Genomic DNA, 14,798 nt, shown 5'->3' on the forward strand with positions numbered 1-14,798 from the left:
GGTCGGTAGATGACGCAGACAGCTGACTCAGGTATCGGCGCCGATCAAGTCGAGATGGTGAACCTCACCATCGATGACGTCGAGATCAGCGTTCCCAAGGGCACGTTGGTGATTCGGGCCGCGGAATTGATCGGCGTCCAGATCCCACGGTTCTGTGACCACCCGCTGCTGGATCCGGTGGGGGCGTGCAGGCAATGCCTGGTCGACGTCGAAGGGCAACGTAAGCCGATGGCGTCGTGCACGATCACCTGCACACCCGGCATGGTGGTACGCACCCAGCACACGTCGGAGGTCGCCGACAAGGCTCAGCACGGAATCATGGAGTTCCTGCTGATCAACCACCCGCTGGACTGCCCGGTGTGCGACAAGGGCGGCGAATGCCCGCTGCAGAACCAGGCCATGAGCAACGGCCGGCCGGAAACCCGTTTCGAGGACGTCAAGCGGACCTTCCCCAAGCCGATCAACGTCTCCTCGCAGGTGCTGTTGGACCGCGAGCGCTGCGTGATGTGCGCGCGGTGCACCCGGTTCTCTGAGCAGATCGCCGGAGACCCGTTCATCGACCTGCTGGAACGCGGTGCGCTGCAGCAGGTCGGCATCGCGCAGGACGAGCCGTTCGAATCGTATTTCTCCGGCAACACCGTGCAGATCTGTCCCGTCGGCGCGCTCACCGGCGCGGCGTACCGGTTCCGGGCCCGGCCGTTCGACCTGGTGTCCAGTCCCAGCGTGTGCGAGCACTGCGCGTCGGGTTGCGCGCAGCGCACCGACCACCGCCGCGGAAAAGTGATGCGGCGCTTGGCCGGCGACGATCCGCAGGTCAACGAGGAATGGAACTGCGACAAGGGGCGCTGGGCGTTCACCTATGCCACCCAGGGCGACCGCATCACCACCCCGCTGCTGCGTGAGGACAACGGCGAGCTGCGACCCGCCTCCTGGTCGGAGGCGCTTGCGGTGGCCGGGGCCGGCCTGGCGGCAGCCGACGGTAACGCCGGTGTGCTCGTCGGTGGGCGGGTCACGGTGGAGGACGCTTACGCCTACGCCAAGTTCGCCCGGATCGCGCTGAGCACCAACGACATCGACTTCCGCGCCCGCCCGCACAGCGCCGAGGAAGCCGACTTCCTGGCCAGCCAGGTCGCCGGGCAGCCGATGACGGTCACCTACACCGACCTGGAGAACGCGCCCGCGGTGCTGCTGGTCGGCTTCGAACCGGAAGAGGAGTCGCCGATCGTCTTCCTGCGGCTGCGCAAGGCGGTCCGCAAGAAGGCACTGCAGGTCATCTCCGTCGCGCCGTTCGCCACCCGCAGCCTGACCAAACTGAACGGACGCCTTATCGCGGCGGGGCCCGGTGGCGAGGCCGCCGCACTTCAGCGCCTGGTCGACGACGAACAGCTGAAGCTGCCGGGTGCGGTCATCCTTGTCGGCGAACGGCTGGCCACCTCGCCTGGGGCCCTTTCCGCCGCAAGCCGATTGGCCGCGCAAACCGGTGCCCGCCTGGCGTGGATACCGCGCCGCGCGGGCGAGCGGGGCGCCGCGGAGGCCGGCGCGCTGCCGAACCTGCTGCCCGGCGGGCGGCCGGTCAACGATGCCACCGCCCGCGAACAGACCGCGGCGGCATGGAATGTCGACGACCTGCCAAGCACACCGGGCCGTGACACCGCGGCGATCCTTGATGCGGCCCGCCGCGGCGAACTGGGCGCCCTGCTGGTCGGCGGTGTGGAACTGGCCGATCTGCCCGACCCCGACCTCGCGCTGGCCGCGCTGGAGGCCACCCCGTTCGTGGTGAGCCTCGAACTTCGGGAAAGCGCGGTCACCGCGGTCGCCGATGTGGTGTTCCCCGTCGCGCCGGTGGTGGAAAAGGGCGGCTCGTACATGAACTGGGAGGGCAGGCTTCGCCCGTTCGAGCCGTCGTTGCAGACCAACGCCATCCCGGACGCTCGCGTGCTGGGCTATCTGGCTGACGAACTCGGCGTCGCGCTGAACATGACGAACCCGTTGACCGCCGGTGACGAGTTGGCGCGGCTGGGAATGTGGGCAGGACAGCGTCCCGCGGCACCAGACGTTAGCGCGGCCGCGCCTGCCGCGCCGGCGGCAGGTCAAGCCGTGTTGGCGGGGTGGCGCATGCTGCTCGACGCCGGACGCCTGCAGGACGGCGAACCGCACCTGGCCGGGACCGCACGCACCCCGGTCGCGCGGCTGTCGGCGACGACGGCGGCTGAAATCGGGGCCGGTGAGGGCGATCCGGTGACGGTGCGCACCGATCGCGGGGCGATCACGCTGCCGTTGGCGATCACCGACATCGCCGACCGCGTCGTGTGGCTGCCGCTGAACTCTGCAGGCTCGGCGGTGCACCAGAGCCTGGGCGTGACAGCAGGAGCCGTGGTTTCGATAGGGCGGGCAGAACCATGATCCATCCGGATCCGACACTGTTCGGACACGACCCGTGGTGGCTGATCCTCGCCAAGGCGGTCGGGATCTTCGCGTTCCTGATGTTGACCGTCCTCGCGGCGATCCTCATCGAACGTAAGCTGTTGGGCCGCATGCAGATGCGGTTCGGCCCGAACCGGGTCGGGCCGCGCGGGCTGCTGCAGTCGCTGGTCGACGGTGTGAAGCTGGCCCTCAAAGAGGGGCTGATCCCCGCAGGCGCCGACAAGATCATCTACCTGGCGGCGCCGGTGATCGCCGCCGTCCCGGCGTTCATCGCGTTCGCGGTGATCCCAATGGGCGGCGAGGTGTCGATATTCGGGCACCGCACCGCGCTTCAGCTCACGGACATGCCCGTCGCGGTGCTCTACATCCTGGCCGCGACCTCGATCGGCGTGTACGGGATCATGCTGGCGGGCTGGGCATCCGGTTCCACCTACCCGCTGCTGGGTGGGCTGCGCTCCACCGCGCAGGTGATCTCCTATGAGATCGCGATGGGGCTCTCGTTCGTCGCGGTGTTCATCTACGCGGGCACGATGTCGACATCGGGCATCGTCGCGGCCCAGGACGGAACCTGGTTCATCTTTTTGCTGCTGCCGTCGTTCGTCATCTACGTGACGTCGATGGTCGGCGAAACCAACCGGGCGCCCTTCGACCTGCCCGAGGCCGAGGGTGAACTGGTCGGCGGGTTCCACACCGAGTACTCGTCGATCAAATTCGCGATGTTCATGCTCGCCGAGTACGTCAACATGACGACCGTGTCGGCGCTGGCCACCACGATGTTCCTCGGCGGCTGGCACGCCCCGTGGCCCATCAACATGTGGGACGGCGCCAATACCGGCTGGTGGCCGCTGCTGTGGTTCACCGCCAAGGTGTGGGGCTTTCTGTTCCTGTACTTCTGGTTGCGCGCCACACTTCCGCGGATGCGCTACGACCAGTTCATGGCGATGGGCTGGAAGGTGCTGATCCCCATCTCGTTGGCGTGGATCATGATCGTCGCGACCGCCCGCAGCCTGCGCAACCACGGCTACGACGAGATGGTGACCGTGTTGTTCTCCGCAGGCGCGATCATCGCCTTGCTGATCGGCATCGCACTGTGGCGCTCCGTGCGCGGCAAGAACAGTCGCAAACCTCCCACGCAGACGCTGGATCCGGATGTCTTCCCGATACCACCGCTGCCGGGTTCCGAGCAGCCGACTGCGACCAAGGAGCGAGCCGATGCGTAAGTTTTTCGAGGCGATAGCGGGTTTCGGGACCACGTTCGGGACCATGTTCAAAAAGCCCATCACCGAGGAATATCCGGAGAAACCGGGCCCGGTCGCGCCCCGCTATCACGGCAGGCATCAACTCAACCGGTATCCCGACGGGCTGGAGAAGTGCATCGGCTGCGAGCTGTGCGCCTGGGCCTGCCCGGCCGACGCCATCTACGTCGAGGGTGACGACAACACCGAGGACGAAAGGTACTCCCCCGGTGAACGTTACGGCCGCGTCTACCAGATCAACTACCTGCGGTGCATCGGTTGCGGCTACTGCGTCGAAGCCTGCCCCACCCGCGCGCTGACGATGACCAACGACTACGAAATGGCCGACGACAACCGCGCCGACCTGATCCTGGGCAAGGACAAGCTGCTGGCACCGCTCGAGCCGGGGATGCTGCCGCCACCGCACCCGATGGCCGAGGGCAGCACCGACGAGGACTACTACCTCGGAAACATCAAACCCGTGACCGAGGACATCCGATGACGCTCGAGTGGGTAGCGGCGATGACCGCCGACACCGCAGCCCACACGACGACCACCGAGGCGGTGCTGTTCTGGGTGCTCGGCGCGGTGGCGTTGCTCGGCGCATTCGGTGTGGTGATCGCGCCGAAGGCCGTGTACTCCGCGATGTTTCTGGCCACCACCATGATCGTGCTGGCGGTGTTCTACATCGCGCAGGGGGCGCTGTTCCTCGGCGTCGTGCAGGTGGTGGTCTACACCGGCGCGGTGATGATGTTGTTCTTGTTCGTGATGATGCTCATCGGCGTCGACTCGTCGGAATCTCTGGTGGAAACCATTCGCGGACAACGCGTTGCCGCGATCGTGTTCGGGTTGGGCTTCGGAATCCTGATGATCGCCGGGATCGGAAACGTCTCCGCGGGCGGGTTCGTCGGGCTGGGGCAGGCCAACGCCGGCGGAAACGTCGAGGGGTTGGCGGCGCTGATCTTCATCCGCTACCTGTGGGCGTTCGAGTTGACCAGCGCGCTGCTGATCACCGCGGCCCTCGGCGCGATGGTGCTGGCGCACCGGGAACGTTTCGCACGTCGCAAGACCCAGCGCGAACTCGCCGAAGAGCGGTTCAAGCCGGGCGGATATCCGACGACGTTGCCCAATCCCGGTGTCTACGCCCGCTACAACGCCGTCAACGCCGCGGCACGCCTGCCCGACGGATCGGATTCCGAGTTGTCAGTCAGCCCCATTTTGGAGAAGCGGTCCGTCAGCTCGGTCAACGGCGGAGGCGGTGACACGTGAACCCAGACAACTACCTGTACCTGTCTGCGCTGCTGTTCACCATCGGTGCCAGCGGAGTACTGCTGCGCCGCAACGCCATCGTCATGTTCATGTGCGTCGAGTTGATGCTCAACGCCGCCAACCTGGCACTGGTCACGTTCTCCCGTATGCACGGCCAACTGGACGGCCAGGTGGTCGCGTTCTTCACCATGGTGGTCGCCGCCTGCGAGGTGGTGGTTGGCCTGGCGATCATCATGACCATCTTCCGCACGCGACGCTCGGCCTCCGTCGACGACGCCAATCTGCTGAAACACTAAGGGCACGATGACAACTCCGGTGTGGCTTACGATCGCCCTTCCGTTGGTGGGTGCCGCGATCCTGCTGGTGGGCGGCCGACGCACCAACAGCTGGGGGCATCTGTTGGGATGTGCGGCGTCGCTCGCGTCGTTCGCGGTAGGCGCGGCACTGTTCGTCGACATGCTCGGCCGCGACGCCGAACACCGCACGATCCACGAGAACCTGTTCACCTGGGTCCCGGTGGCGAGCCTGCACGTCGACTTCGGTCTGCAACTCGACCAGCTGTCGATGTGCTTTGTCCTGCTCATCACCGGCGTCGGCTCGCTGATCCACATCTACTCCATCGGCTACATGGCCGAGGACCCCGGCCGGCGACGGTTTTTCGCCTACCTGAACCTTTTCCTCGCCGCGATGCTGCTGCTGGTGCTCGCCGACAACTATCTGGGTCTCTACGTCGGATGGGAAGGTGTCGGCCTGGCGTCGTACCTGCTGATCGGCTTCTGGGCGCACAAACCGTCGGCGGCCACCGCGGCAAAGAAAGCGTTCGTCGTCAACCGTGTGGGCGACATGGGTCTGGCCATCGCCATCTTCGCGATGTTCGCCCACATCGGGTCCATCTCCTATGAAGGCGTTTTCGCCGCAGCACCCCAGGTGAGCGAGGGTGTGCTGACGGTGATCGGCCTGCTGCTCCTGTTGGGCGCGTGCGCGAAGTCCGCGCAGGTGCCGCTGCAGTCCTGGCTCGGGGACGCGATGGAAGGCCCGACCCCGGTGTCGGCGCTCATCCACGCCGCCACCATGGTGACCGCGGGCGTCTACCTCATCGTGCGTTCCGGGCCGGTGTTCGACCTGGCACCGACCGCGCAATTGGCCGTCGTCATCGTCGGTGCGGTCACCCTGCTGTTCGGCGCGATCATCGGTTGCGCAAAGGACGACATCAAAAAAGCGCTTGCGGCGTCGACGATGTCGCAGATCGGCTACATGGTGCTGGCCGCCGGCCTCGGCCCGGTCGGCTACGCGTTCGCGATCATGCACCTGCTGACCCACGGCTTCTTCAAGGCCGGGTTGTTCCTCGGCGCCGGTTCGGTGATGCACGCGATGGACGACGAGGTCGACATGCGCCGCTACGGCGGCCTGCGCAAGGCGCTGCCGATCACCTTCGCCACGTTCGGGCTCGGTTACCTCGCGATCATCGGCGTGCCACCGCTGGCCGGCTTCTTCTCCAAGGACGGCATCATCGAAGCGGCGTTGGGCGCCGGCGGCGTCAAGGGTCTGATCCTGGGCGGTACCGCGATCCTCGGTGCGGGCATCACCGCCTTCTACATGACCAGGGTGATGCTGATGACGTTCTTCGGCGAGAAGCGTTGGGCGCCCAATGCGCATCCGCACGAGTCGCCGAAGGTGATGACCTGGCCGATGATCCTGCTGGCCGTCGGCTCGGTCGGCTCCGGTGCGGCGTTCGCGATCGGCGGGAGCCTCGAACATTGGCTGGAACCCGTTGTCGGAGCACACGAGGTGCACCACATCGCGCCGGTGTGGGTGATCACCACCATCATCCTCGCCGTGGTGGCGGTCGGCATCCTGATCGCCTACCGGATGTACGCCGTGCGACCGGTGCCCGAAGAGGTGCCCGTCGGTTCGGCGCTGACCGTGGCCGCCCGTCGCGACCTGTACGGCGACGCATTCAACGAAGAGGTCTTCATGCGGCCCGGACAGGCGCTCACCAAGGTGCTGGTCGAAATCGATGACGAAGCCGTCGACGGTGTGGGAACCGGACTGGCCTCCGTGGTGTCCCACACCTCAAGGGCCCTGCGGCGGCTGCAGACCGGGTTCGCCCGCTCCTATGCGTTGACAATGCTGGCCGGCGCGATGCTGCTGGCCGGCGCGATCCTGGCGGTGCAGCTATGGTGACCTCCTTTCCCTGGTTGACGGTGCTGTGGGCGGTGCCGATGGTGGGCGCCGCCGTGGTGATCCTGCTGCCCGCCGCGCAGCGCGCGTTGGCCAAATGGCTGGCGCTTGGGGTCTCGGTCGTGGTGCTGGTCATCACGGCGTTCCTCGCGGTGCGCTTCGAGCCCGGCGGCGAGCAGTACCAGTTCGTCGAATCCCACCGCTGGATACCGTCGTTCGGCACCGGCTACATCCTGGGCCTGGACGGCATCGCGCTGGCGATCGTCGGTCTGGCCGCGGTGTTGGTGCCGCTGCTGATCATCGCCGGCTGGAACGACGTCAGCGACCACGCTGCATGGGGCGGGCGCTCCACGCATGCCTACTTCGCGCTGACGCTGGCTGTCGAGGGCATGGTCATCATGTCGCTCGTCTCGCTGGACGTGCTGCTGTTCTACGTGTTCTTCGAAGCGATGCTGATCCCGATGTACTTCCTCATCGGCGGCTTCGGCGGCGGCGAGGGACGTTCCAAGGCGGCGGTGAAGTTCCTGCTGTACAACCTGTTCGGTGGCCTGATCATGCTCGCCGCGGTGATCGGACTGTACGTGGTCACCGCGCAGAGCGATGCGTTCGCCGGCGGCACGTTCGACTTCCGCGAGATCGTGGCCGCGGTGTCCAGCGGCGAGTTCGTCGTCAACCCCGCGGTGATGAACCTGCTGTTCCTCGGTTTCATGTTCGCGTTCGCGGTCAAGGCGCCGCTGTGGCCGTTCCACCGCTGGCTGCCCGACGCCGCCGTCGAGGCCACGCCGGCCAGCGCGGTGCTGATGATGGCGGTGATGGACAAGGTCGGCACGTTCGGCATGCTGCGGTACTGCCTGCAGTTGTTCCCGGACGCCTCAACGGTTTTCCGGCCGCTGATCATCACGCTCGCCGCGATCGGCATCGTGTACGGCGCGGTCGTGGCGATCGGCCAGACCGACGTGATGCGGTTGATCGCTTACACGTCGATATCGCACTTCGGGTTCATCATTCTCGGTATCTTCGTGATGACCAGCCAGGGGCAGTCTGGTTCGACGCTGTACATGGTCAACCATGGCCTTTCCACGGCCGCACTGTTCCTGATCGCCGGGTTCCTGGTGTCGCAGCGGGGCACTCGCTTGATCAACGCGTACGGCGGCGTGCAGAAGGTGGCGCCGATCCTGGCGGGCACCTTCCTGGTCGCCGGGCTGGCGACCTTGTCGCTACCCGGATTGGCTCCCTTCATCAGCGAGTTCCTGGTTCTCATCGGCACATTCACCCGGTACCCGCTGCTGGCGGTGTTCGCGTCCTCGGCGCTGGTCCTGTCCTCCATCTACATCCTGTGGACCTATCAGCGGATGATGGGCGGCCCGGTGCCCGACGAACTCGCCACCGGCAAAGACAAGGTCCGCGACCTCGTGCCGCGCGAAATCCTCGTCGTCACACCGCTCATCGCGTTGCTACTGGTATTGGGGGTATATCCCAAACCTGTACTGGACGTGATCAACCCCGCGGTCACCCACACCCTGACCACCATCGACCAGCCTGATCCGGTACCCCAGATCGCGGAAGGGCCGACGCCATGACCCTCTCCCCGCCGGTCGTCGAATACGACCTGGTCTCCCCGATGCTCATCGTCTTCGGGGTGGCCGTCGCCGGTGTCCTCATCGAAGCGTTGCTGCCTCGGCATCGCCGCTACGCCATCCAACTCACGCTCAGCCTCGGCGGGCTGGCCGCCGCGCTGGTGGCGGTGGTGCTGTTGGCGCGCGACATGGGTGGCACCGTCGGACGCTCGGCGGTGATGGGCGCCGTCGTCATCGATGCGCCCGCGCTGTTCTTACAGGGCACCATTCTGCTCGTCGGTGTGCTGGGCATCCTGCTGATCGCCGAGCGACGCGTCCCCGCGCTGGCCGACGCCGAGGGCGGGCACCGCGGTCTAGACGGCTTCACACCGCAGGCCTCCGCGGTGCCGGGCGACGTCGCCGAGCGGTTGGCCACCAAGGCGGGCGTCATCCAGACCGAGGTGTTCCCGCTGACCATGTTCGCCATCGGCGGCATGCTGCTGTTCCCGGCGTCCGACGATCTGCTGAGCCTGTTCGTCGCGCTCGAAGTGCTGTCGCTGCCGCTGTACCTGTTGTGCGGGCTGGCCCGACGGCGTCGCCTGATGTCGCAGGAAGCGGCGCTGAAATATTTTCTGCTGGGTGCGTTTTCGTCGGCGTTCTTCATCTACGGCGTGGCGATGCTCTACGGCTACGCCGGGACGCTGGACCTGCGCGGTATCGCCTCGGTGATCGAGGCCGGGTCGGGCAAGACCTCGTTGGCGCTGATCGGCATCGCGCTGCTGCTGGTCGGCGTGCTGTTCAAAATCGGTGCGGTGCCGTTCCACTCGTGGGTTCCCGACGTCTATCAAGGGGCGCCCACCGCGATCACCGCGTTCATGGCCGCGGCCACCAAGATCGCCGCGTTCGGCGTGATGTTGCGGATCTTCTACGTCGCATTCCCCGCACTGCACGATTACTGGCGGCCTGCGCTGTGGGCGGTGGCGATCCTCACCATGGTGATCGCGACCGTGGCCGCGATAACCCAGGCCGACGTCAAACGCATGTTGGCGTATTCGGCGGTGTCCCATACCGGTTTCATCCTCACCGGGGTGATCGCCGGTAACCAGGCCGGAGTGTCATCGACGTTGTTCTACCTGGTGGCATACGGTTTCAACACCGTCGGCGCGTTCGCGGTGGTGGGCTTGGTGCGCAACTCCGCGGACGAGGAGGACACCGCGATGGCCCGGTGGGCGGGTCTGGGTCGGCGGCATCCGGTGGTGGCAGTCGTCTTCTCACTGTTTCTGCTTGCGTTCGCCGGTATTCCACTGACCAGCGGCTTCGTCAGCAAGTTCGCGGTGTTCAAGGCCGCAGCCGAAGGCGGTGCGATGCCGCTGGTCATCGTCGGCGTCATCGCCAGCGCCGTGGCAGCGTACTTCTATGTGCGGGTGATCGTGTTGATGTTCTTCACCGAACCGCCCGAGGATCCGCCGACGGTGGTGGTTCCCAGCATGCTGAGCACCGCTGTCGTCACAGTGACGGCGGCAGTCACCTTCGCGCTCGGCGCGCTGCCGCAACCGCTGCTGGATCTGGCGAACAACGCCGATCAGTTCTTGAGCTGAGCACCGTTCCGGGCGCAGCGGATGCTCACTGTGCGGTTTGATCCGCAGTTCACGGCGAGTCGCGGATAAAACCGCACACTGGCGGGGCCAGCGGTGTAATCGGCGAGTCAGGGCAGCAACCCGACCTGTCGGTACACGGCGGTGAGGTAGCGCTTCATCTGCCGGAAGTTGGGTGGATCGGGTTGCAGCACCCGGTATGTCACCGCGCCCGCGAGCATGTCGACGATGACGTCCAGATCGGCGTCGGGCGCCACGGCGCCGTCGGCCTGCGCACGTGCCAGCACGGCCATCGTCAAACTGCGACGGGGCATGATGTAGTGCGTCCAGTAGGTCTGCATCAACGCGGGATGGGTCACGGCCGAGCCGTAGATCTGGGCGACCAGCGCGCGGAAGGCCGGGTCGGCAGCGGTGCGGGCCGCGGCGTCGATATTGCGTCTCACCAGTTGCTGCGGCGGCGTCGCGGCGATCTCGTCGATGTCCGGCCAGCTGATGTCCGCGTCGACCAACGCCTCGATCGCGTCGGCGACCAACCGCTCCTTGGCCGACCATCGCCGGTAGATGGTCGGTTTGCCGACACCGGCGCGTTTAGCGACCTGCTCGATGCTCATCACCGAAATACCGTGGGCCATGAACAGTTCCAGCGCGGCGGCCAGGATCGCGGTGTCCAGTGTCGGGTCACGCGGACGACCCCGGGCCGACATCGCCGTCACCGCAGGTGCCCCCTACCCAACGCCCGGTGCAGCCATCCGGCCAACTTCGGCTCGGCCCGGCCGCGCCAGGCCAGGTGCCCGTCGGGCCGAATCAACATGGTTTCGGTGCGATCCGGCTCGGCGCGGCGCAGCGCGACGACGTGCTCGCCGAGGTGACGTTGCGCCGTCGCGATCAGCGCCTCGCCGCCACCACCTGCCAGCAGCGCCCATCGTCGGCCGAGTTCGGCGTACAACCGGGTCGGTTCCCCGTCGGCGCGTCGGCAGTCGACGTCGGCGATCCGGTCGCCCGGCCGCGGATTCTGTGTCCACCAACTCTTTTCGGCCAGCGGCCCGCGCCGGTAACTCACCCACAGCTGCGAGGTTCGGTACGTCACCGAGCGCTGCACCCGCGGCAGGTTGACCAATGGCACCATCACCCGGTCGCGCAGAAACCTACCGACGGGGCCCTGCGCGATGTTGACCTTGGTGATGGCGCTGGTATCGCGCAGGACCTCGGTGGCCAACGGGCGTCGCTCCGCCTCGTACGTGTCCAAGAGCGCGGCGTCGGCGCGCCGGCCGACCACAAGAGCCAACTTCCATGCGAGGTTTTCGACGTCGCCGAACCCGGTCAGCATGCCCTGCCCGCCGAACGGCGCGTGGGTGTGCGCGGCGTCGCCGGCGATCAGCACGCGGCCCCGGCGATAGGTGTCGGCGAGTCGGCGGTGCACCTGGAACATCGACAACCACTCGGTGGCGGTGACCCGCACTTCGTGGCCGGTGCGTTCGGGCAGGATGCGTTGCAGCCGGGCGAGAATTTCGGCGTCCGTGGGCTTTTCGGTAGGTTGGCCGGGATCGTAGGCGATGACGCGCCACAGGTCGTCGGGCATCGGCATCGCGCCGATCATCCCGTCCGGATGGATCCAGCCGGTGGTGCCTGACCGGTCGAGGTTCCAGTCCAATCCCACGTCGGCGAGCAGAAACCGTTCGGAGAGCTTCACGCCGGGAAACCCGATGTCGGCAAGTCGGCGCGTGGTGCTGCCCGCACCGTCGCAGCCGACCAACCAGCGTGGGTGCACATCCTCACCGGTACCGAGCGTGGCAACCACTTCCCCGTCGTGCTGACGCAGGTCCACCAGCGGGGTATGCCATTCGATGGTGCCGCCGAGTTCTGTCAACCGGTCCCTCAGCGCCGCCTCGACGCTGGCCTGAGAGATCACCATCGGCGGTGCGGCGGTGTCCATTCCGGGATCGCCGAAGCGCAGGCGCAAGACCGGCTTACCGGCCAGATAGCTGGTGATGCGCATGGCGCGCACCGAACGCTGCGGCAGATCACCCAGAGCACCCAGCCGATCGAGGACCTCAGAGCCCCGCGCGTGCAGGAAGTTGGCCCGTGACGTCGTCGCCGGGCCGCTCGCCTTGTCGACGACGCGCACGTCGACCCCCTGCAGCAGGAGCCCGCACGCCAACGCCAACCCGGCGGGACCCGCGCCGGCCACGAGCACCTCCGGCTGTGCCATCTCCACATCCTCCATATACGAAACGGTGTTGTAACGAAATGCTAGGCGCTGTGAAAGTTGACGTCCAGTGCCGAATACGCCCCGGCATACCTAGTTCATGCGCGCGTCGGGTGCCCACTGTGCGGTTTGAAACGCAGTCCGCGGCGTGTCGCGGATGAAACCGCACAACCACGCGTCCGCTGCGTCGCCCGGCCCGCTACGTTCATGGCATGACCACCGAAGACCTCGTTCTCGTCACCGACCGTGGTCCGGTGCGGGTGCTGACGATGAACCGGCCCGCCGCCCGCAACGCGCTGAGCCGCGAGTTGATCCGCACCCTGTACGCGGCGTTGACACAGGCCGATGCCGACGACGACGTCCGCGCCGTGGTGCTGACCGGTGCCGACCCGGCGTTTTGCGCGGGCGTGGACCTCAAGGAGGCCCAGCGTGACGGGCTGGCCTACTTCGAGGAGTTCCGGTCGCAGAGCTGCATCGCCGCGACCGCCGACATGCGCACGCCGATCATCGGTGCGGTCAACGGTGCGACGTTCACCGGCGGCCTCGAGATGGCCCTTGGTTGCGATTTTCTCGTCGCATCGGAGCGGGCGGTGTTCGCCGACACCCACGCCCGGGTCGGCATCCTGCCCGGCGGCGGCATGACCGCACGGCTGCCCCAGGTGGTCGGCCTGGCGATGGCGCGGCGGCTGTCGATGACCGGCGAGGTGGTCGATGCGAAACGTGCCGAACGCATCGGGTTGGTGACCGAGGTCGTCACCCACGACCGTCTGCTGGACCGGGCTGTGGAGTTGGCGGCTCAGATCGCCGAGGTGCCGGGCCCGATCATGCTCGGGCTCAAGGAGATCTACACGACCGGGGCGGCAGCCGTCATCGACCCGGCGCTGGGCGCCGAGGAGAGGATCGCCTTTGCCCAGCACCGCGATTACGAGGGGTTGGGCGACCAGTTCCGGGCGGTGAGCGAGCGCAACAAACGGCAGATCGACCGCTGAGTCCGCGCCGCAGCTAGCAGGCGGACCGCTTGAGGATGAAGCCGACGGTGGGCGCGCCGTCGAACTCCGGATGCGGCGCGGCCGACATACCCACCTGCTTGCGCGCCTGCTCGATGACCGGGGTGTCGGGGTCGAGCACCGACAGGTACTTCTGGTGGGCGGCAAGCGCGGCGACGGCGTGGTCCAGATAGCCGTCGACGGTTTCCCCGTGGGTCATCTGCGGGCCGTTCTCGAACAGCCAGCACGGCGGGTCGGATAGTGAATCGTAGGCGTGCGCAACGGCGTTGGCGAATTCGATGTGGTCACGCTGGTTCGGCGCACCTGGCGCCCACTCCGGGCCACTGTAGATCGTCACCACGACGTCGGGCGCCTGCGCGGTGATCGTCTCGGCGATTTTGGTGCGCAGTTGCGGGGTGTCGCGGATATCGCTGTCGGGAAAGTCCCAGAAGTCGACGTCGTCCACGCCGACGATCGCCGCGGACCGGCGCTGTTCGATCTCGCGCAGCGGGCCGGCCTGTTCGGGTGCCATTCCGGCGATGCCGCGCTCACCCCGGCACGCCAGCGCGTAGCGGACCGTCTTGCCCGCCGATGTCCACTTGGCGACCGCCGCGCAGATGCCGTATTCGGGATCGTCGGGGTGGGGCACCAGAACCAGGCAGGTGCGCCAGTCGGACGGAAAAGGTTGTACTGCAAGCACTGCGCTATGCCACCACACCGTGCACCAGGATGGCGGTGGTTTGTTCGACCCAGTCGTCGCCGAGGGATCCGTCGGGCCGCAGCAGCACGCGAAGCAGGGTGGCTCCGCCGATCACCTCGACCAGCCGGTCGGGGTCGACGTCGGGATGCACCTCGCCGCGCTTCACGGCGTCGGCCAGCCGCATGCCGACCGCGGCGAACAGTTCGGTGAACCGCTCCATCACCCTGGCGTTCAGCTCGGCGTCGGCGTCCATGTCGGCGATCAGCCCGGGAAGGGCGGCGCGCACCAGGGGGCTGGTGAAGACGTCGCGCGCGGCGGCGATCATCGCGCGGATGTCGGCGGTGATATCCCCCGGCGGCGTCGCGATCGCGGTGGGCGCGGCGGGAAACGCGGCCTCGTGCACCAGCTCGGCCTTGCTGGACCACCGGCGGTACAACGCGGTCTTGGTGGTACCCGCCCGCTCGGCGACGGCGGCCATCGTGAGGTTGGAATAGCCGATTTCCACCAGCAGATCCGCGGTGGCGCGCAAGATGGCAGCGTCGATACGGCGATCCCGGGGCCGCCCGGCGCCCGGGGGCTTGTCAACCGATGACAGGTCTGCTTTCATAACGCTACCCACCGTATCGTAATTTTCGGGTCAACGAAG

At 67.0% G+C, this 14,798-nt stretch carries 13 protein-coding genes; 9 read left to right on the forward strand and 4 right to left on the reverse strand.

The genetic code is table 11. The annotated features are described in order from the left end of the window. Positions 1 to 9 precede the first annotated feature (9 nt). Genes K3U96_RS18560 through nuoN form a run of 8 tightly spaced genes read left to right on the forward strand, consistent with a single transcriptional unit; the run spans position 10 to position 10,263 of the window. Positions 10 to 2,403, forward strand: coding sequence for an NADH-quinone oxidoreductase subunit G (locus K3U96_RS18560; protein ID WP_220690686.1), 2,394 nt, complete (start codon positions 10 to 12; stop codon positions 2,401 to 2,403). Further along, a complete protein-coding gene (gene nuoH / locus K3U96_RS18565) occupies positions 2,400 to 3,644 on the forward strand; it encodes an NADH-quinone oxidoreductase subunit NuoH (protein WP_220690687.1) in 1,245 nt (414 codons plus the stop codon). The genes K3U96_RS18560 and nuoH overlap by 4 nt, the downstream gene beginning before the upstream one ends. Then, positions 3,637 to 4,161 (forward strand): NADH-quinone oxidoreductase subunit NuoI, encoded by a 525-nt coding sequence (gene nuoI, locus K3U96_RS18570; RefSeq protein ID WP_069405788.1) that lies wholly within the window; start codon positions 3,637 to 3,639, stop codon positions 4,159 to 4,161. The genes nuoH and nuoI overlap by 8 nt, the downstream gene beginning before the upstream one ends. Then, a complete protein-coding gene (locus K3U96_RS18575) occupies positions 4,158 to 4,928 on the forward strand; it encodes an NADH-quinone oxidoreductase subunit J (protein ID WP_220690688.1) in 771 nt (256 codons plus the stop codon). Before nuoI ends, K3U96_RS18575 begins: the two co-directional genes overlap by 4 nt. Next, positions 4,925 to 5,224, forward strand: coding sequence for an NADH-quinone oxidoreductase subunit NuoK (gene nuoK, locus K3U96_RS18580; RefSeq protein WP_069405790.1), 300 nt, complete (start codon positions 4,925 to 4,927; stop codon positions 5,222 to 5,224). The genes K3U96_RS18575 and nuoK overlap by 4 nt, the downstream gene beginning before the upstream one ends. A gap of 7 nt (positions 5,225 to 5,231) precedes the next feature. After that, on the forward strand, positions 5,232 to 7,112 hold the full coding sequence (gene nuoL, locus K3U96_RS18585) for an NADH-quinone oxidoreductase subunit L (protein WP_220690689.1): 1,881 nt from the start codon (positions 5,232 to 5,234) through the stop codon (positions 7,110 to 7,112). Further along, complete coding sequence (locus K3U96_RS18590; RefSeq protein WP_220690690.1) at positions 7,106 to 8,689, forward strand: NADH-quinone oxidoreductase subunit M; 1,584 nt, start codon at positions 7,106 to 7,108, stop codon at positions 8,687 to 8,689. The genes nuoL and K3U96_RS18590 overlap by 7 nt, the downstream gene beginning before the upstream one ends. After that, positions 8,686 to 10,263, forward strand: coding sequence for an NADH-quinone oxidoreductase subunit NuoN (gene nuoN / locus K3U96_RS18595; protein WP_220690691.1), 1,578 nt, complete (start codon positions 8,686 to 8,688; stop codon positions 10,261 to 10,263). Before K3U96_RS18590 ends, nuoN begins: the two co-directional genes overlap by 4 nt. A gap of 107 nt (positions 10,264 to 10,370) precedes the next feature. On the opposite strand, the gene K3U96_RS18600 is transcribed toward nuoN, so the two are convergent. Together K3U96_RS18600 and K3U96_RS18605 are read right to left on the reverse strand one after the other, a co-directional pair. Further along, positions 10,371 to 10,964: a TetR/AcrR family transcriptional regulator gene (locus K3U96_RS18600; RefSeq protein ID WP_220690692.1), complete on the reverse strand. Its 594-nt coding sequence runs from the start codon at positions 10,962 to 10,964 to the stop codon at positions 10,371 to 10,373. Between the two features lie 5 nt (positions 10,965 to 10,969). Then, a complete protein-coding gene (locus tag K3U96_RS18605) occupies positions 10,970 to 12,469 on the reverse strand; it encodes an FAD-dependent monooxygenase (RefSeq protein ID WP_220690693.1) in 1,500 nt (499 codons plus the stop codon). 209 nt (positions 12,470 to 12,678) lie between these two features. On the opposite strand from K3U96_RS18605, the gene K3U96_RS18610 reads away from it, so the two are divergent. Next, positions 12,679 to 13,455, forward strand: a complete 777-nt coding sequence (locus tag K3U96_RS18610) for an enoyl-CoA hydratase (RefSeq protein WP_220690694.1) — start codon at positions 12,679 to 12,681, stop codon at positions 13,453 to 13,455. Between the two features lie 13 nt (positions 13,456 to 13,468). Here K3U96_RS18610 and K3U96_RS18615 read toward each other — a convergent pair whose 3' ends face one another. Then, complete coding sequence (locus tag K3U96_RS18615; RefSeq protein ID WP_220690695.1) at positions 13,469 to 14,152, reverse strand: PIG-L deacetylase family protein; 684 nt, start codon at positions 14,150 to 14,152, stop codon at positions 13,469 to 13,471. Positions 14,153 to 14,156: 4 nt separating this feature from the next. Beyond that, positions 14,157 to 14,759, reverse strand: a complete 603-nt coding sequence (locus tag K3U96_RS18620; RefSeq protein ID WP_220690696.1) for a TetR/AcrR family transcriptional regulator C-terminal ligand-binding domain-containing protein — start codon at positions 14,757 to 14,759, stop codon at positions 14,157 to 14,159. Between the last annotated feature and the right edge of the window lie 39 nt (positions 14,760 to 14,798).

The organism is Mycolicibacterium holsaticum DSM 44478 = JCM 12374 (assembly GCF_019645835.1).
Taxonomy (GTDB): Bacteria; Actinomycetota; Actinomycetes; order Mycobacteriales; family Mycobacteriaceae; genus Mycobacterium; species Mycobacterium holsaticum.

Coding starts and splice junctions, on each gene's coding strand:
- K3U96_RS18590 (WP_220690690.1), top strand. CDS start 7,106: ATGGTGACCTCCTTTCCCTGGTTGACGGTGCTGTGGGCGGTGCCGATG.
- K3U96_RS18560 (WP_220690686.1), top strand. CDS start 10: ATGACGCAGACAGCTGACTCAGGTATCGGCGCCGATCAAGTCGAGATG.
- nuoH (WP_220690687.1), top strand. CDS start 2,400: ATGATCCATCCGGATCCGACACTGTTCGGACACGACCCGTGGTGGCTG.
- nuoN (WP_220690691.1), top strand. CDS start 8,686: ATGACCCTCTCCCCGCCGGTCGTCGAATACGACCTGGTCTCCCCGATG.
- nuoL (WP_220690689.1), top strand. CDS start 5,232: ATGACAACTCCGGTGTGGCTTACGATCGCCCTTCCGTTGGTGGGTGCC.
- K3U96_RS18605 (WP_220690693.1), bottom strand. CDS start 12,469: ATGGCACAGCCGGAGGTGCTCGTGGCCGGCGCGGGTCCCGCCGGGTTG.
- K3U96_RS18610 (WP_220690694.1), top strand. CDS start 12,679: ATGACCACCGAAGACCTCGTTCTCGTCACCGACCGTGGTCCGGTGCGG.
- nuoI (WP_069405788.1), top strand. CDS start 3,637: ATGCGTAAGTTTTTCGAGGCGATAGCGGGTTTCGGGACCACGTTCGGG.
- K3U96_RS18575 (WP_220690688.1), top strand. CDS start 4,158: ATGACGCTCGAGTGGGTAGCGGCGATGACCGCCGACACCGCAGCCCAC.
- K3U96_RS18600 (WP_220690692.1), bottom strand. CDS start 10,964: ATGTCGGCCCGGGGTCGTCCGCGTGACCCGACACTGGACACCGCGATC.
- K3U96_RS18620 (WP_220690696.1), bottom strand. CDS start 14,759: ATGAAAGCAGACCTGTCATCGGTTGACAAGCCCCCGGGCGCCGGGCGG.